The sequence below is a fragment of the Roseovarius nubinhibens ISM genome (assembly GCF_000152625.1).
GTDB classification, from domain to species: Bacteria; Pseudomonadota; Alphaproteobacteria; order Rhodobacterales; family Rhodobacteraceae; genus Roseovarius; species Roseovarius nubinhibens.
Genome location: NZ_CH724156.1, coordinates 1,856,542 through 1,873,324, shown reverse-complemented (window position 1 = coordinate 1,873,324; position 16,783 = coordinate 1,856,542). Strand labels below are relative to the sequence as shown.

Annotated in this window: 13 protein-coding genes; 7 read left to right on the top strand and 6 right to left on the bottom strand. The window is 66.0% G+C overall.

The features are described from left to right. Window positions 1-4: 4 nt before the first annotated feature. A complete protein-coding gene (locus ISM_RS09045; protein ID WP_040617979.1) occupies window positions 5-1,450 on the bottom strand; it encodes a glycosyltransferase family protein in 1,446 nt (481 codons plus the stop codon). A gap of 513 nt (window positions 1,451-1,963) precedes the next feature. Between ISM_RS09045 and ISM_RS09040 the strand changes: the two genes are divergently transcribed. Continuing rightward, window positions 1,964-2,446 carry a transglycosylase SLT domain-containing protein gene (locus ISM_RS09040; protein ID WP_040618419.1) on the top strand — a complete coding sequence of 161 codons (483 nt, stop codon included), beginning with the start codon at window positions 1,964-1,966 and terminating at the stop codon, window positions 2,444-2,446. Window positions 2,447-2,461: 15 nt separating this feature from the next. Here ISM_RS09040 and ISM_RS09035 read toward each other — a convergent pair whose 3' ends face one another. The 3 genes from ISM_RS09035 to ISM_RS09025 all read right to left on the bottom strand — a co-directional run bounded on the left by ISM_RS09035 (window position 2,462) and on the right by ISM_RS09025 (window position 5,430). Then, entirely contained in the window at window positions 2,462-3,445 is a 984-nt protein-coding gene (locus tag ISM_RS09035; protein WP_156783356.1) for a GlxA family transcriptional regulator, read from the bottom strand. Continuing rightward, window positions 3,432-4,331, bottom strand: a complete 900-nt coding sequence (locus tag ISM_RS09030; RefSeq protein WP_009813840.1) for a homocysteine S-methyltransferase family protein — start codon at window positions 4,329-4,331, stop codon at window positions 3,432-3,434. The genes ISM_RS09035 and ISM_RS09030 overlap by 14 nt, the downstream gene beginning before the upstream one ends. Window positions 4,332-4,500: 169 nt before the next feature. Further along, window positions 4,501-5,430 carry an ABC transporter ATP-binding protein gene (locus ISM_RS09025; protein WP_009813839.1) on the bottom strand — a complete coding sequence of 310 codons (930 nt, stop codon included), beginning with the start codon at window positions 5,428-5,430 and terminating at the stop codon, window positions 4,501-4,503. A gap of 72 nt (window positions 5,431-5,502) precedes the next feature. On the opposite strand from ISM_RS09025, the gene ISM_RS09020 reads away from it, so the two are divergent. Both ISM_RS09020 and polA read left to right on the top strand, forming a co-directional pair. Next, the gene (locus tag ISM_RS09020; protein ID WP_009813838.1) at window positions 5,503-5,682 is read left to right on the top strand and encodes a zinc-finger domain-containing protein; all 180 of its coding nucleotides are present in this window, start codon (window positions 5,503-5,505) and stop codon (window positions 5,680-5,682) included. A gap of 157 nt (window positions 5,683-5,839) precedes the next feature. Beyond that, entirely contained in the window at window positions 5,840-8,641 is a 2,802-nt protein-coding gene (gene polA / locus ISM_RS09015) for a DNA polymerase I (protein ID WP_009813837.1), read from the top strand. Between the two features lie 6 nt (window positions 8,642-8,647). Here polA and ISM_RS09010 read toward each other — a convergent pair whose 3' ends face one another. Both ISM_RS09010 and ISM_RS09005 read right to left on the bottom strand, forming a co-directional pair. Continuing rightward, entirely contained in the window at window positions 8,648-9,424 is a 777-nt protein-coding gene (locus ISM_RS09010; protein WP_009813836.1) for a hydroxypyruvate isomerase family protein, read from the bottom strand. 5 nt (window positions 9,425-9,429) lie between these two features. Further along, complete coding sequence (locus ISM_RS09005) at window positions 9,430-10,005, bottom strand: DUF1285 domain-containing protein (protein WP_009813835.1); 576 nt, start codon at window positions 10,003-10,005, stop codon at window positions 9,430-9,432. Between the two features lie 68 nt (window positions 10,006-10,073). Between ISM_RS09005 and ISM_RS09000 the strand changes: the two genes are divergently transcribed. Genes ISM_RS09000 through ISM_RS08985 form a run of 4 tightly spaced genes read left to right on the top strand, consistent with a single transcriptional unit; the run spans window position 10,074 to window position 16,781 of the window. Then, complete coding sequence (locus ISM_RS09000) at window positions 10,074-11,081, top strand: AAA family ATPase (protein ID WP_009813834.1); 1,008 nt, start codon at window positions 10,074-10,076, stop codon at window positions 11,079-11,081. Continuing rightward, window positions 11,078-11,983 carry a DUF58 domain-containing protein gene (locus tag ISM_RS08995; RefSeq protein ID WP_009813833.1) on the top strand — a complete coding sequence of 302 codons (906 nt, stop codon included), beginning with the start codon at window positions 11,078-11,080 and terminating at the stop codon, window positions 11,981-11,983. The genes ISM_RS09000 and ISM_RS08995 overlap by 4 nt, the downstream gene beginning before the upstream one ends. Continuing rightward, complete coding sequence (locus tag ISM_RS08990) at window positions 11,980-14,733, top strand: DUF4159 domain-containing protein (protein WP_009813832.1); 2,754 nt, start codon at window positions 11,980-11,982, stop codon at window positions 14,731-14,733. Before ISM_RS08995 ends, ISM_RS08990 begins: the two co-directional genes overlap by 4 nt. Next, a complete protein-coding gene (locus tag ISM_RS08985; RefSeq protein ID WP_009813831.1) occupies window positions 14,730-16,781 on the top strand; it encodes a membrane protein in 2,052 nt (683 codons plus the stop codon). Before ISM_RS08990 ends, ISM_RS08985 begins: the two co-directional genes overlap by 4 nt. Window positions 16,782-16,783: the final 2 nt, after the last annotated feature.

Sequence of the window (16,783 nt, the reverse complement as noted above, 5' to 3'; positions counted from 1 at the left end):
TGGGTCAAACCCATTGCAAAAGTAACCGTTTGGCGATCGTCTTGCGTGTCTCGGACGGAAGGCTTGCCTCCCTGACAGCCTTCCAAAACTGGTGTCGCCCCCGCAAGGACAAGCCTTTCCATTGCCGTTTCGGCAAATGCACCCTACCGAGCACGTCCCAGCGTCGAGCATTATAATCTGAATCTCGCATACCCAGAGGCACGAGATACGGCAGCCTCTCGCAATAGTTGCCCTCCGCCGCGTTCGCGACCCGCTGCGCCACTGCGGAGGTCGAAAAATCTTCCCAAAGTTGATCCCGAACAGCTTCGAGATCAAAGGGGTATTCAGCCTCCTCGTTGAGATAGGCAATAAGGGCTTCACGCATGGCATCCAGCGTCGGGAACCTTAGTTTTTCAGTCGGGCTAACCCCCGAAGCATCAAAGGCATTTGGGGCAAACCCCGGAAGACCAGCGGCCGCCGCCTGCGGATATGCGGTGCCCCCATCAAGAGGAAAGCTATCGACATAGCAAGAGGCGGACCGCATGATCTCCGCGACCTCCTCCGGGGCAACCCGCCCCCTCAAACTAACCCGCCCTGGAAACGCCTCGAGAACCTCAGACCACCAAGGCTCCTTGTGCGAAGGCCCGACCAGAATGACCTCGTTGCGCACATGAGGCAGCAAATCCATCAGAAACTTCGGAAAACTCAACTCATCCGACGGCTCAAATTTTCCCGGCCCCCCGACCGAGACGATAGGACCGTCTTTAGGTGCCTCATGCACTGGTCGTGGCTGATCATCATCCACGATCGGAATGCCCATAAAGCTCTGCGCGTGAGCGTGACGGCGGTCACGCGTTGTTTTCCAGCCCGTCATGCAGATTTCCAAAACCACGTCCCCCGCTCCTGGCCCAAGTGTAAACACATGATCGGCGTGGTTGACGAAGAGAACCTTTTTACCCTGCGCCCTGAGAATGCGCGCTGCAAAGGTGGCAGCACTGTCGTCTGGGTGATTGTGTAGCAAGATGCTGCGCGCATTCTGCGCCGCTGCGACGATGGCTCCGGCCCGTTGACTTGAATTCCCGGACAGCCTGACCACCGGCCCGGGAAAATTCGCAATATGATTTCTTTTGCGCGGCTGGGTGACGATCAAAGCCTGCGAGCCAAAGGCACTCAAACCGTCGCCCAGCTTCCACAAGAGCCGCGAGTGTCCTCCCTGCACATAGGTCTGGGTCGCGACATGAAGAAAGTCAACTTCGGGCAAGACGCGCTGATCCGAGGCAAGTTCGGTCTTCCCCCAGATATCGAAGTGGGATCGCTCTAACTCATCATTGCCAAAAAAGCCCGAGATATTATCCCAATGCAGCCGTGCATAGAGCCGCAGGAAGGTAAGGCTATCCTCAAGACTATTCGCCTTCAGAACAGCCGACGACAGTAGGTCAGACAGAGAATTAAGCTCTTCACGGCAGTGCAACGGGTCTAGCCTCTTTCTAATTTCGAGTGCACGCGAGATCGCGCACGGCAGATATGTACAGGAGATGGGCACGATGCATATTGCAAAAGCGATCCGGCACAATACTGCCTCGCCAACCCGGGCTTTCCTCAATCCCGCCTCCCCCAATCTGCACCATACTCGGACGGGAGAATGAGACAACCCATGACCACCTCTGCAACATGCGCCTCCGTCTTTACCACAGGCCGGGGTTAGCTGGCCGGGCAGCCCGGCTTCGCCAGTTGGCGCTTCTAGACTGATGCTCTAGATGCCAATCAGTGCATTCATCGGGCTTCAGGCCCTCGCCCCGATCCCGCATACCCGTCCGCAAGGCACCCCGTGCTACATCGGATGGGCATGGCGCGCGATGCCGACAGAACACCCGCCAATCGGCAATTCCCCGCCCCTTGGACCGCCCACGCGCGCAACCCCCTTGCCAAGACGCCCTGCCCCGGCATCTTTGGCGCCAGTTGTCCCGGCCGCGAAGGAGACCCGATGCGCCGCCTTGCCCTGCTTGCCTGCCTTGCCCTCGGGGCCTGTGCCTCGGCGTCTGAGACCCCGCCCAGCCGGGCCGCCACGCCGGAACTCTTCCCGGGCGAAACCCCGGAAATCCGCCAGCTGGTGAACAAATACGCCGATCACTACGAGGTGCCTCGCCCGCTCGTCCATCGCGTTATCCAGCGCGAGAGCGATTACCGCCCCAAGGCGCGCAACGGGCCCTATTACGGCATGATGCAGATCCTGCCCGCCACCGCCGGTCAGATGGGTTTTCAGGGCCAGCCCTCGGATCTTCTCGATGCGGAAACCAATCTCAAATACGCGGTCAAATACCTGCGCGGCGCCTGGATGGTGTCGGATGGCAGCATGGATCGCGCGGTGATGTGGTATGCGCGCGGCTATTACTACGAGGCGCGCGACCGCTGTCTGCTGGTGGAAACCGGGCTGCTCAATCGCGAAATCGCCCGCCACTGCCGCTGAGCTACCCCTGCTGAGCTAGCCCTGCTGACGCCGCCGCCGCGCCGCCTGCGGGGTGACGCCGAAATGCGCCCGGTAATGCGGGGTAAAGCCGCTTGGAAAGCCACAGGCGAGGGCGATCTCGTTGATCGGCATCGAGGTGTTGAGCAACAGGTTGTTGGCCCGGTTGAGCCGCAGCGCCCGGTAATATTCCGCTGGCCGCGCGTTGAGCGCCCGGCGAAACCGCCGCTCGAGCGACCGTGACGACACGCCCACCAGCCGCACGATATCGGCAATCGGCAGCGGCTCTTCTATATTGGCCTGCATGAGCTCGATCGACAGGTCGAGCTCGCGGTCGCCGGTGAGCGCGATGGTCTTGCCGCCAAAGGGCTGTAACGTGCCGAGATCGCGTATGCGGTCATGCAGCAGAATATCCGCCACGGTCGACACGGTCGCCGTCGGAATATGCCGCGCCATGAGGGTGAGCACCACATCGACAGTGCTGCCCATCCCGGCGCTGGTGGTGATCTGGCCGCGCTCCGTCGCCAGCGCCTGACTGCCATCGCCAAGGCCGATCTGTTCTTGCAACAGGGCGCGGTTCTCCCAATGGGTCGTCATCCCGGTGTCGCCACGCTCTTCGATATAGCGGGCGGCGGCCTCGGCCAGCAGGATCACCTTGGTCTGCCGCGCCACATAGGCGTCGATCACCCGCCCCATCGACAGATCGGGATGCGCCGGGTTGGAATTGCCGAGGACAAAGACGTAATCCGCCTCGGGCCGCATATCAAAGGGCTCGGTCGCCACCGTGGCATCCGACAGGCAGGACACCGGCCCGCCCGATTTCGACAAGAGCCGCCAGGCAAAGGCCGGGCGTAACAGCACCCGATTGGCCAGCCGCAGCTGATCCACCACCCCGGCATATTCCGTCAGAACGAACCCCTCGGTGAGCAGCACGTCAAACCGGATGAGCGGCGCGGCGGCCTCGGCGGCCTCGGTCGGATCGGCAGGCTTAGACAATCTCATGCCCCTCCGCCCGAAGCCGTTTCGCCAGATGGGCGATATGTTCCGGCCCCACCTCGCAACAGCCGCCAAGGATCGTCGCGCCTTGGCCGACCCAACCCATGGCAAAGCCCGCATAGGCCGCCGGATCGAGATCGCGCCGCGCGGTGAGCACATCCACCGTCGGCTTGGCCTTGAGGAAATCCTCGCTGATCCGGGTGAACCCGTTGGCATAGGCCCCGAACGGCCTGCCAAACTCGCGGATCACCCGCAGCCCATCGGCCACCGCCTCGGGGCGCGAACAATTGATCAGCACCGCCTCGGGCGCAAATCTCTCGATGAGCGGCGCAAGATCCGCCACCGCCTCGCCGGATCGCAGCCGCGTGCCATCCTCATCATCCACCGTGACCGCCAGCCACACCGGCTTGCCGGCGCTCGCCACGCCGCGCAGCGCGCCCTCGGCATGTTCGAGCGAGGCCACCGTTTCAATGAGGAAGAGATCGACGCGATCCCGCATCAGCGCCACCAGCTCGGCGAATTTGCGGGCGGCGGTCTCGGGTGTGATGCGAATATCGGGGCGATAGCTCGCCTCGAGCGGGCCGAGCGACCCGGCAATGCGCCCGCCGCCATGGGCCGCGCGCGCCTCTTCCGCCTCGGCAAGCGCCGATTTGACCAGATCGGGCATCAGCTCGGGGTCGAGATCGACCTTCTCGAGCCGGTCGCGATGGACGCAATAGGTGTTGGTGCTGGCAATGGTGGCCCCGGCGCGGAAATAGGCCTCATGCACCTCGCGCACCATGCCGGGATGATGCCGCATCACCTGGATCGACCAGATGGTCGTCGGCGCATCGCCCGAGCGTTTCATCAATTCCTGCCCGATCGAGCCGTCCAAAAGGGTGATCTCGGCCATCTGCGCCACTCCTCACGCTACCATCCTGAAGAGCTAGCATTTTCGCTCCGGCCACGCCATCGCGTTTCACCGCCCGGGCCGGGCCTCTGTGGGCCGCTCTGACCCGGAAAATCCGCACTGTCGCTTTGCCGTCGTAATACCGACGTGTTACCGACGTGGCATTTTTCGGCTATCGGCTGCGGGTCAGGTTGAGGAACACATCCTCGAGATCGGCCTCCACCGTGCGCACGTCCCGGATGCGAATTCCGGCGTTGCGCACCGCCTCGAGCACCGCCTCGGCAGGGGTTTCATTGAGATGATAGCTGATCGCCAGCGCCCCGTCGGGCCGCGATTCGACCACCAGCCCCGGCGCGTCTGGCAAGGTCTCGGCAGGGCTTTCAGGCGTCACGATCATCGTCTTTTTATCGAGCTGTCCCAACAGGTTGGCCGTGCTGTCGCGGGCCACCAGCGTGCCGTGATTGATGATGGCGATCTCGTCGCACATCTCTTCGGCCTCTTCGAGGTAATGCGTGGTGAGGATGATCGTCATCCCCTCGTCGTTAAGCTTGCGCACGTTCTCCCAGAGCATCTGGCGCAGCTCGATATCCACCCCCGCCGTCGGCTCGTCGAGCACGAGAATATGCGGATGATGGACCAGCGCCTTGGCCAGCAAGAGCCGCCGCCGCATCCCCCCCGACAAGGTCCGCGCATAGGCCCCGGCCTTGTCCTCGAGGCCGACAAGCCTCAGAATTTCATCGCTTTTTCGCTCGCGTGCGGGAACCCCGTACAGCCCCGCCTGCACTTCGAGCGCGGCGCGCGGGGTGAAGAACGGATCGAGGTTGAGCTCCTGGGGCATGACGCCAATGGCCGCCCGGCTCTGGCGTGGATTGCGGTCCTGATCAAAGCCCCAGATCGAGACCTGACCGGCGGATTTGACCACCAGACCCGCGAGAATGTTAATGAGCGTCGATTTTCCCGCGCCATTCGGCCCCAGAAGCCCAAAGACCGAGCCACGCGGAATGTCGAGATCGATGCCCTTGAGCGCCTCTTTCGCCGGGGATTTGCCACTGGCCGCATAGGTTTTCGCCAGCCGCCGCACCTCGATCGCGTTCCCCGTCATCACCTCTTGCTCCCACCGTCCTGATCGCTCATATTTGGGCCTAAAGGATAGCCCGCCGAAAGGAAATGCAAGATGGTCACTGCCGTCCCCGAAACCAAGATCGTCGACAGCTACCGCGTGGCCTGCGACGGGGGCGAAGGTGCGCTCGGCCATCCGCGCGTCTGGCTGCAAATCCCGCATGAGCACGGCTGGGTCGAATGCCCCTATTGCGACTGCAAGCTGGTGCACAAGGATTTCGAAGCCCGCGCCTGATCGCGCGCCGCTCGGGTGAATTTTGGGGGCTTTGCCCCCGGCCTTCGGCCTCCCCCAGGATATTTTTCGCCAGAAGAAGCCCGCGCCCGGGCTGGAATTCAGCCGGGTGCCATGTGATATGTTGGGCAACGCTTCGGGCCATAGAGGATGCAGCATCATGACCACGCAATTCGGCAAGGGCTGCCATCTGCATCTCATCGACGGCTCGGCCTTTATCTTTCGCGCCTATCACGCGCTGCCGCCGCTGACGCGCAAATCCGACGGGCTGCCGATCGGCGCGGTCTCGGGCTTTTGCAACATGTTGCAGCGCTATATCTCGGATGATCACGGCCCCGACGCGCCGACCCATGTGGCGGTGATTTTCGACAAGGGCAGCCACACGTTCCGCAACGATCTCTATGGTCTCTACAAGGCCAATCGCGAGGCGATGCCCGAGGATCTGCGGCCGCAGATGCCGCTGACCCGCGAGGCGACCCGCGCCTTCAACATCGCCTGCCAGGAGATCGAAGGGTTCGAGGCCGATGACATCATCGCGACGCTGGCCTGTCAGGCCCGTGATCTGGGCGGCCGGGTGACGATCATCAGCTCGGACAAGGATCTCATGCAGCTGGTGGGCGGCGGGGTCGAAATGCTCGACGCGATGAAGAACCGCCGCATCGATGTCGAAGGCGTCGAAGAGAAATTCGGCGTCGGCCCCGACCGGGTGGTCGATGTGCAGGCGCTGGCCGGGGATTCGGTCGACAACGTGCCGGGCGCGCCGGGCATCGGGATCAAGACGGCGGCGCTTCTGATCAACGAATATGGCGATCTGGAAACGCTTTTGGATCGCGCCGAAGAGATCAAACAGCCCAAGCGCCGCCAGACCCTGATCGAGCATCGCGCCCAGATCGAACTGTCGAAACGGCTGGTGCAGCTCGACTGCAACACGCCGCTCGATTTCGGGCTTGATGATCTCGAGGTGCGCGATCCGGACCCCGAGACGCTGTTGAGTTTCCTGTCGGAAATGGAGTTTCGCACCCTGTCGACCCGGATTGCCAAGGCGCTCGCGGTCGAGGCGCCGGTGATCCCCGACGTGGCCCCCGCCGCCAGCGAAGACAGCGCGGCGGACTGGCCCGCCATCGCCCCCGAAGCCTATGAGCGGGTGTCGGACATGGCGGCGCTGCAGGTCTGGATCGACCGGATCCTGGCGCGCGGCTATGTCGCCATCGACACCGAGACCACCTCGCTCAACGAGATGCAGGCCGAGCTGGTCGGCATTTCGCTGGCGGTCGAGCCGGGGCAGGCCTGCTATATCCCGCTCGGCCATCGCGAGGGCGCGTCGGACGATCTTTTCGGCTCGGATGCGCTGGCCGAAGGACAATTGCCGCGCGATGCGGTGCTGTCGGCGCTGCGCCCGGTGCTCGAAGATGCGGCGGTGCTCAAGATCGGGCAGAACATGAAATATGACGCCAAGATCTTCGCCGGTCTCGGTCTCACTATCGCGCCCATCGATGACACGATGCTCATGTCCTATGCGCTCAATTCCGGCATTCACAACCACGGCATGGACGCGCTCAGCGAACGCTATCTGGCGCATAACCCGATCCCGATCAAGACGCTGCTCGGCACCGGCAAATCCGCCGTGACCTTTGACAAGGTGCCGATTGACGAGGCGGTGAAATATGCCGCCGAGGACGCCGATATCACCCTGCGCCTGTGGCATATGTTCAAGCCGCAGCTGCATCAAAAACAGGTCACCACGGTCTATGAGACGCTGGAACGGCCTTTGGTGCCGGTGCTGGCGCGGATGGAGCGGCATGGCATTCTGGTCGACCGCGACGTGCTGAGCCGGATGTCCAACGCCTTTGCCCAGAAGATGGGCGGGCTCGAGGCGGAAATTCACGAATTGGCGGGCCGCAGCTTCAACGTCGGCAGCCCGAAACAGCTCGGCGAGATCCTCTTTGACGAGATGGCGCTCGAGGGCGGCAAGAAGGGCAAGACCGGCGCCTATGCCACCGGGGCGGATGTGCTCGAGGATCTGGCGACCGAGCATGAGCTGCCGGCGCGGGTGCTCGACTGGCGGCAGCTGAGCAAGCTCAAATCGACCTATACTGACGCGCTGCAGGATCATATCGACCCGAACACGGGCCGGGTGCATACCTCCTATGTGCAGACCGGGGCGAGCACCGGGCGGCTCGCCTCGACCGATCCCAACCTGCAGAACATCCCGGTGCGCAGCGAAGAGGGCCGCCGCATCCGCGAGGCCTTTGTCGCCGACGCGGGCAAGCGGCTGGTGTCGCTCGATTATAGCCAGATCGAGCTGCGCATTCTCGCCCATGTGGCGGGGATTGACGCGCTCAAACAGGCGTTTCGCGACGGGCTCGACATTCACGCGATGACCGCGTCGGAAATGTTCGGCGTGCCGCTGGACGAGATGACCTCCGACGTGCGCCGCCGCGCCAAGGCGATCAATTTCGGCGTGATTTACGGCATTTCGGGCTTTGGTCTGGCGCGCAACCTGCGCATTCCCCGGGCCGAGGCGCAGGGGTTCATCGACCGCTATTTCGAACGGTTCCCCGGCATCCGCGCCTATATGGACGAGACCGTGGAATTCGCCAAAGCCCATGGCTATGTGCAGACGCTTTTCGGACGGCGCATCCACACGCCCGAGATTGCCGCGAAGGGCCCGCGCGCGGGCTTTGCCAAACGCGCCGCGATCAACGCGCCGATCCAAGGCACCGCCGCCGATATCATCCGCCGCGCCATGATCCGCATGCCCGAGGCTATCGCCGATCTGCCTTGCAAGATGCTGTTGCAGGTGCATGACGAATTGCTCTTCGAGGCCGAAGAAGACGCGGTCGATGCGGTGATCACTGCCGCGCGCGAGGTGATGGAAGGCGCGGCCGATCCGGCGGTGCATCTCGATGTGCCGCTCACCGTCGATGCGGGATCGGGGATGAACTGGGCCGAGGCGCATTAACGCCGGTTAGCTGCGCGAGGCCTCGCGCAGCCAGCCCAGCCCCTCTGTGGTGCTGCGTTTCGGGTGGTATTCCCCGCTGACCCAACCGGCATAGCCGCCCGTGTCGAGCTGCGTGAAAAACGCGGGAAAGTCGATGTCTCCGCTCTGTGGCTCATGGCGACCGGGCACGCCCGCCACCTGAACATGCAGCGGCATCTTGTCGAGATTGTCCCAAGCGGCGCGCGCATCCCCGGTGATCCGCTGCGCATGGTAGGCGTCGAATTGCAGCCCCAGATTGGGCGCGGCAATCTCCGCCAAACTCGCTTGGGCCTCGGCGAAATCCTGCAGGAAATAGCCCGGCATGTCGTGGCCATTGATCGGCTCTATCGTGAGGCGCAGCGCGGGATTAGATGCCGCCGCCCGCGCCGCGGCCCAGCGCAGATTGTCCACATAGGTGGCCCGCGCCGCCGCCCCCTCGGCCAGCCCAGCGAGGACATGCAGAAGACCCGCGCCAAGCGCCCCGGCCATCGCAAGCGCCTGATCGAACTCGTCGCGAAACCGCGCCTCACAGCCCGGAATGGCGGCCACGCCCCGCTCGCCCCCGGCCCAGTTGCCCCCCGGCGTGTTGATCAACACCACCGGCAGCGCCGCCGCCTCTGCGGCCTGCGCCAGATCGGCGGCGGCATGATCATAGGGAAAGAGCAGCTCGCAGCCCTGAAACCCCGCCGCGCGCGCCGCTTTGAACCGGTCGAGCGGCGCGCATTCGGTGAAGAGCAGCGAAAGATTGGCGGCAAAGCGCGGCATTGGCGTCAGGGCAGTTCGTCCGAGGGAATCACCTTGAAGAACGCGCCATCGGACCAGACCCCGAACCAGCCCTCGTGATGCGCGCCCCGTTCCACCAGACGGTAGAAACTCTTGCGATCAATCAGCGCCTCGAGATTGGCGCGCACCAGCACATAGGGCGACGGCTCGCCCGTCTCGGCATCGCGCACCACCCGGATCGGATTGGCGGGACCGGCGAGAACCTTGTCGCCGACATTGGTCTCGAAGATGAGAGATTGCGCCTCGCCCGTGCCCTCGGGTTCGAAATCAACCGCCACGAAAGGCGCGTCGTCGACCGTGATACCGACCTTTTCCACCGGGGTTACGAGGAAATAATCCTCTCCTTCGCGTTTGAGAATCGTCGAGAAGAGCTTGACCAGCTCATGCCGTCCGATCGGCGTGCCGAGGTAAAACCACGTCCCGTCCCGCGCGATCCGCATGTCGAGATCGCCGCAAAACTCGGGGTTCCATTTGTCCACCGGCGGCAGCCCCTTGCCCTGTGCCGCGCGGGCCGCTTCGGCCAGGCTTTCGGCTGACGGGCTCGTGATCGGTTCCTTGCTCATTGCTTTTGCCATTTCCGTGTAACGCTTTAAGGTTACCTTTAGGATATAGCGTGACGAGGATATTTGCCATGAGCGATGACACCGATTTGGTGAACGGGATCGAAACCCTGCAAGGCAAACTCGCCGCCGCCCGCGAGGCGATCACCCGCCGGTTCATCGGCCAGGAACAGGTGGTGGACCTGTCGCTGGCCGCGTTGCTGAGCGGTGGGCACGGGCTGTTGATCGGCCTGCCGGGGCTGGGCAAGACGCGGCTGGTGGAAACGCTCGGCACGGTGATGGGGCTCAATACCAACCGGGTGCAGTTCACCCCCGACCTGATGCCCGCCGATATTCTCGGCTCGGAAGTGCTCGAAACCGGCGCCGATGGCAGCCGCGCCTTCAAATTCATCCAAGGCCCGATCTTCTGTCAGCTCCTGATGGCCGACGAGATCAACCGCGCCAGCCCCCGAACCCAATCGGCGCTGTTGCAGGCGATGCAGGAACGGCAGGTGACCGTGGCCGGCCAAACCCGCGCCCTCGCACCGCCGTTTCACGTGCTGGCCACCCAGAACCCCATCGAGCAAGAGGGCACCTACCCCCTCCCCGAGGCCCAGCTCGACCGGTTCCTCGTCCAGATCACCGTGCCGCATCCCGACCGCGACACAGAACGCGCCATCCTTCTCGCCACCACCGGCGCCGAAGAGGCCGAGGCCCATGCCGTGTTTACCCCCGAGGATCTCATCGCCGCGCAATCGCTCCTGCGCCGGATGCCGGTGGGCGAGGCGGTAATGGAGGCCATTCTCGATCTGGTGCGCAGCTTCCGCCCCGATGATCCCAACGCCCCCGAGATCGTCCGCGAGGCGGTCGCCTGGGGCCCCGGCCCCCGTGCCGCGCAGGCGCTGATGCTCACCGTGCGGGCGCGCGCGCTCCTCTCGGGGCGCTATGCGCCGGACATCACCGATGTCGCCGCCATGGCGCTGCCGGTGCTGTCGCACCGGATGGCGCTCGGCTTTGCCGCCCGCGCCCAAGGCCAGAGCCTCGACGGGCTGATCTCCGACATCACCGCCCGCATCACCCGAACCGAGGCCGCCGCATGACCCAACCCGCCGCCTCTGGCGCGGCGGGGCTGCGCAGCCGGGCCGAAACCGAGGCCGCCCGCCTCCCCGCCCTGCTGGCGCGCGCCGATCAGCTCGCCGGGACGGTGATCCTGGGCGATCACGGGCGGCGGCGGTCCGGGCTCGGCGATGATTTCTGGCAATACCGACCGCTGCAACCGGGCGATTCGCGCCGCCATATCGACTGGCGGCGCTCGGCCCGCTCGGATGCCGAATTTGTCCGCCAGCGCGAATGGCAAATCGCCCAGAGCGTGATGCTCTGGGTCGATCAAAGCGCCGCCATGGGCTTTGCCTCGACGCCCGCGCTGCCGACCAAGGGCGACCGGGCGCGGCTCTTGGCGCTGGCGGTGGCGATCCTGCTCGACCGGGCCGGGGAACGGGTCGGGCTCGCGGGCCATCCGCTGCCGCCCCGGCGCGGCGCGGGACAGCTCGCACGGCTGGCGCAGGCGCTGCTCGAGGATCAGGGCGACGACTATGGCGCGCCCGATCTCGACGGGCTGCGGCCGCATGGCATGGCGCTCATCCTGTCGGATTTCCTCGGCGATCTCGGTGCCACGCAACGCGCCCTCGCCGCCGCCGCCGATCGCGGCGTGCGCGGCGTGCTCTTGCAGATCCTCGACCCCGAAGAAGAAAGCTTTCCCTATCGCGGCCGCACCATATTCCAGAGCATGACCGGGCGGCTCAACCATGAAACCCTCAAGGCCAGCGCCCTGCGCCCGCGCTATCTCGAACGGCTGGCAGAGCGCAAAGCCGAGCTCGCCGCGCTCTGCGCCGCAACCGGCTGGCATTATCATTGCCACCACACCGGCGACAGCGCGCAAAAGGCGCTGTTGTGGCTGCACCGCGCCATGGGAGATGGCTTAGGTGAAGGGGGCGCACGATGACGCTCGGCCCCATAGGATTTGCCGCGCCCTGGCTGCTCTGGGCGCTCGCCGCGCTGCCGATCCTGTGGCTGATCCTGCGCGCCGTGCCGCCCGCGCCGATCCGGCGGCGTTTCCCCGGCGTGGCGCTGCTTTTGGGGCTCACCGACGACGACACGGTGAGCGACCGCACGCCGTGGTGGCTTTTGCTGCTGCGGATGCTGGCCGTCGCGGCGGTGATCATCGGCCTCGCCGGGCCGGTGCTCAACCCCGAGACGCGCAGCGACACCGACAGCGACGCGCCGCTCCTCATCCTCACCGATGCGAGCTGGGCCAGCGCCCGCGACTGGCCCGCCACGCTCAAGCTGCTCGATCGCGTGCTGGCCGAGGCGGGCCGCGACGGCCGCCCCACCGCCATCGCCAGGCTCACCGATCCCGGCGCGCCGGTGTTCCAGGCCGCCGAGACATGGCGCAGCCGCCTCTCCGGCATCGCCCCGCAGCCGTGGGAGCCGACCGACGCGATGACCGAAGCCGCCCGCGCCGCCCTGCCCGACAGCGATTTTGAGACCCTGTGGATCTCCGACGGTCTCGCCCGCGACAGCCGCGCGGCGCTCTTGGACAGGCTCAAATCGCGCGGGCCGGTGACGGTGGTCGAGGGCGGCCGCCCGCTCGTGGTGCTTGGCCCGCCCGAGATCGAGGCGGGGCAGATCACGCTTCACGCCACCCGCCAGCGCCCCGGCACCGAAACCCGGCTGCCGGTCATCGCCCATGGCAGCGACCCGGCGGGCAACCCGGCCGAACTGGCGCGGCTCACCCTCGTCTTTCCCGAAGGCGGGCTCGAGGCCAGCGGCACGCTCAACCTGCCCAACGAGCTGCGCGCCCGGCTCACCCGGTTCGAGATCGCCGGTCAGGGCCATGCCGGGGCCGTCACCCTCGCCGATGATCGCCTCTCGCGCCGCGAAGTCGCGCTGATCGAGGGGCGCTCGGGGCGCGAAGGGCTCGAACTCTTGTCGCCGCTGCACTACCTGCGCAAGGCGCTCGCGCCCAATGCGACCCTGCTCGAAGGCACGCTCGCCACCAGCCTGCCCGCCAATCCCGGTGTCATTGTCCTCGCCGATGTGGCGACGCTCTCGCCGGGCGAGACGGCGGATCTGCTCGGCTGGGCCGAGGCGGGCGGCACGCTCCTGCGCTTTGCCGGGCCACAGCTCGCCGCCTCCGATGTCTCGCGCGATGGCGAAGACCCGCTCTTGCCGGTGCGGCTGCGCTCGGGCGGGCGCAGCGTCGGCGGCGCGATGAGCTGGGGCGAGCCGAAAACCCTCGCCCCCTTCCCCGAGGATAGCCCGTTCTACGGTCTCGACATCCCCGAGGACGTCACCGTCAATTCGCAGGTCATGGCCCAGCCCGACCCGACGCTTGCCGACCGGGTGATCGCCGCGCTGAGCGATGGCACGCCCTTGGTCACCCGCAAACGGATCGGCGCGGGGCAGGTGATCCTCTTTCATGTCACCGCCAATGCCGAATGGTCGAGCCTGCCGCTCTCGGGGCTCTTCGTGCAGATGCTCGAACGGCTGTCGATCACCGCCGCCGCCGACACCACCCTGCCCGCCGATCTCGCCGCCGCCACATGGCAGCCCGACCGCGTGCTGACCGCCAGCGGCACGCTAGAGCCGGGCGACACGCTGCCCGGCGTCTCGGGCACGGCGCTGCTGTCGGAGCCGCTCGGCCCCGAGCTGCGCCCCGGTCTCTATGATGGCCCCGACCGCCGCATCGCCCGCAACGCCCATGATCCCGACCGCGACCTCGCGCCGATGGTCTGGCCCGCCGGCACGCGGATCGAAGGCATGGTGCGCGCTTCGGAGACGCCGCTCGGCGGCTGGCTTCTGGCGCTGGCGATGCTGTTGCTGCTGGGCGATATCCTCGCCTCTCTGGCGCTCTCGGGGCGGCTCGGCCCGGCGCGGCGCGTGGCCGTTTTGGGCACAGTCGCAATACTGACGTCTTACAGCCCGGATACCGCATTGGCGCAATCGCCCCCCGAGATCGCCGAAGAGCTGGCCCTCGCCCATGTCATCACCGGCGACCGCGCGCTTGACGAGGTCGCCCATCACGGCCTGCGCGGCCTTGGCCAGACGCTGTTTTTCCGCACCTCGGTCGAACCCGACCCGCCCGTCGCCGTCGATCTCGAACGCGACGAGCTGGCGTTTTATCCGCTGCTCTACTGGCCGATCACCCCCGATCAGCCGCTGCCCTCCTCCGAGGCCTACGCCCGGCTCAACACCTATCTGCGCACCGGCGGGATGATCCTTTTCGACACGCGCGACGCCGATATCGCGGGCTTTGGCACCGGCTCGCCCAATGGCGCGATGCTGCGTAAACTGGCCGCCCCGCTCGATATTCCGCCGCTCGAACCGGTGCCCGAGGACCATGTGCTTACCCGGAGCTTTTACCTGCTGCAGGATTTCCCCGGCCGCCACATGGGCCGCACCGTCTGGGTCGAAGCCGCGCCGCCCGATGCCGAACAGGTCGAAGGCATGCCCTTCCGCAACCTCAACGACGGCGTGACCCCGGTGGTGATCGGCGGCAATGACTGGGCTTCCGCCTGGGCCGTGACCGAAAACGGCAGCCCCCTGCTCCCCGTCGGCCGCGGCTTTGCCGGCGAACGCCAACGCGAACTGGCCCTGCGCTTTGGCGTCAATCTGGTGATGCATGTGCTGACCGGCAATTACAAATCCGATCAGGTCCACGTCCCCGCCCTTCTCGACAGGCTTGGCCAATGACCGGAACCCTCGTCTTTGACCCGCTTTTGCCGCTCTGGCTCATCGCGACGCTGGGCGTGCTGCTCGGCGCCGGGCTCGTGCTGGCGCTTTGGCGCGGGCTGTCGGGCTGGGGCTTGCGGGCGCTCGCCGGGGCGGTGGTGCTCGCCGCGCTGATGGGCCCGGTCTATCAGCAAGAGGACCGCCAGCCGCTCTCCGACATCGTGCTCATGCTCGAAGACGACAGCGCCAGCCAAAGCCTCGGCAGCCGTCAGGATCAGACCAATCGCACCGCCGATGCACTCGCCGCGCGTCTGGCCGAGCGCCCCAACACCGAGCTGCGCCGCATCCCCATCCCCGATGGCGAGGACAACAGCGGCACCCGCGCCATGACCGCCCTTTCCGAGGCGCTGGCGAGCGAACCGCAGGGCCGTGTCGCGGGCATCTTCCTGCTGAGCGACGGGCGCGTGCATGATCTCGACCGCGCCCCCGCCCTGCCCGCGCCGCTGCACCTGTTGCAAAGCGGCGAGGACAGCGATTGGGACCGGCGGCTCATCCTGAAAAACGCCCCCGCCTTCGCCATCCTCGACGAAGAGATCACCATGACCCTGCGGATCGAGGATATGGGCGCCACCCCCGTGCCCCCCGGCAGCAGCGCCGATCTCGCCATCGCGGTCGACGGGGCCGCACCGCAGAATTTCACCATCCCCATCGGCGAAGACATCGACCTGCCCATCACGCTGAGCCATGGCGGCCGCAACGTGCTCGAATTTTCCACCCCCGGGCTCGACGGCGAGCTCACCGATCGCAACAACCGGGCGCTGGTGCAGATCAACGGCGTGCGCGACCGGCTGAGCGTGCTCCTGGTCTCCGGCGCGCCGCATCCCGGCGGGCGGACCTGGCGCAACCTGTTGAAATCCGACAGCTCTGTCGATCTGGTGCATTTCACCATCCTGCGCCCGCCCGAGAAACAGGACGGCATCCCGGTGCGGGAACTGTCGCTCATCGCCTTCCCGACCCGCGAGCTGTTCCTCGAAAAGATCGACGATTTCGACCTGATCATCTTTGACCGCTACAAGCGGCGCGGCATCCTGCCCGCGATCTATCTCGAAAACGTGCGCAATTATATCGAGGGCGGCGGCGCAGTGCTGATCGCGGCGGGGCCGGATTTCGCCTCGGCCGACAGCCTCTTTCGCTCGCCGCTCGAGGCGATCGTGCCGGCGCGTCCCACCGCCCGCGTGGTGGGCCAGCCCTTCCGCCCCAAGGTCACCGATCTCGGCACGCGCCATCCGGTCACCGCCGGGCTCGACCGCGAACATGACGGGCCCTGGGGCCATTGGCTGCGACAGGTCGAGATCACCGGCGAGACCGGCGATGTGGTGATGACCGGGGCCGAGGATCGCGCGCTTCTGGTCCTCGACCGGGTCGGCGAGGGCCGGGTGGCGCTCTTGGCTTCTGATCACGCCTGGCTGTGGAATCGCGGCTATGAGGGCGGCGGGCCACAGCTCGAATTGCTGCGCCGTCTCGCCCATTGGATGATGAAGGAGCCCGAGCTCGAGGAAGAGGCGCTCTGGGCCGAGGCCAATGGCCAGACCATGCGCATCATCCGCCGCAGTCTCGAGGCCGAGGTGCCGCCGCTGACCCTTACCACCCCCTCCGGCGACCTGCATGAGCTGACGCTCAAAGAGGTCTCGCCGGGCCGGTTCGAGACGCTGTTCGACGGGCCCGAAATCGGGCTCTACCGGCTCGCCAATGGCGATCTCGACGCGGTGATCGGGCTCGGCCCCGCCGCCCCGGTCGAGTTCGAGCGCACCATCGCCAGCAATGCCGAACTCGCGCCGCTGATCGACAGCATGCAAGGTGGCACAGCTGCCATGGCCGATGGGCTACCGCGCCTGCGCGATGTGCGCGAGGGACGGCCCGCTGCCGGGCGCGGCTGGCTCGGCCTGACCCCGCGCGACGCCTATCAGACGCTTTCGGTGACGCAGACGCCGCTCTTGCCGCATTGGCTGGTGCTGGCGCTGTTTGCGAGCTTCATGCTGCTGGGCTGGCTGCGCGAGGGGCGTCGCTGACC

Excerpts from the sequence above, each read along its gene's own strand:
- ISM_RS09040 (WP_040618419.1), top strand. The coding sequence starts at position 1,964 with ATGCGCCGCCTTGCCCTGCTTGCCTGCCTTGCCCTCGGGGCCTGTGCC.
- ISM_RS09035 (WP_156783356.1), bottom strand. The coding sequence starts at position 3,445 with ATGAGATTGTCTAAGCCTGCCGATCCGACCGAGGCCGCCGAGGCCGCC.
- ISM_RS09030 (WP_009813840.1), bottom strand. The coding sequence starts at position 4,331 with ATGGCCGAGATCACCCTTTTGGACGGCTCGATCGGGCAGGAATTGATG.
- ISM_RS09025 (WP_009813839.1), bottom strand. The coding sequence starts at position 5,430 with ATGACGGGGAACGCGATCGAGGTGCGGCGGCTGGCGAAAACCTATGCG.
- ISM_RS09020 (WP_009813838.1), top strand. The coding sequence starts at position 5,503 with ATGGTCACTGCCGTCCCCGAAACCAAGATCGTCGACAGCTACCGCGTG.
- polA (WP_009813837.1), top strand. The coding sequence starts at position 5,840 with ATGACCACGCAATTCGGCAAGGGCTGCCATCTGCATCTCATCGACGGC.
- ISM_RS09010 (WP_009813836.1), bottom strand. The coding sequence starts at position 9,424 with ATGCCGCGCTTTGCCGCCAATCTTTCGCTGCTCTTCACCGAATGCGCG.
- ISM_RS09005 (WP_009813835.1), bottom strand. The coding sequence starts at position 10,005 with ATGAGCAAGGAACCGATCACGAGCCCGTCAGCCGAAAGCCTGGCCGAA.
- ISM_RS09000 (WP_009813834.1), top strand. The coding sequence starts at position 10,074 with ATGAGCGATGACACCGATTTGGTGAACGGGATCGAAACCCTGCAAGGC.
- ISM_RS08995 (WP_009813833.1), top strand. The coding sequence starts at position 11,078 with ATGACCCAACCCGCCGCCTCTGGCGCGGCGGGGCTGCGCAGCCGGGCC.
- ISM_RS08990 (WP_009813832.1), top strand. The coding sequence starts at position 11,980 with ATGACGCTCGGCCCCATAGGATTTGCCGCGCCCTGGCTGCTCTGGGCG.
- ISM_RS08985 (WP_009813831.1), top strand. The coding sequence starts at position 14,730 with ATGACCGGAACCCTCGTCTTTGACCCGCTTTTGCCGCTCTGGCTCATC.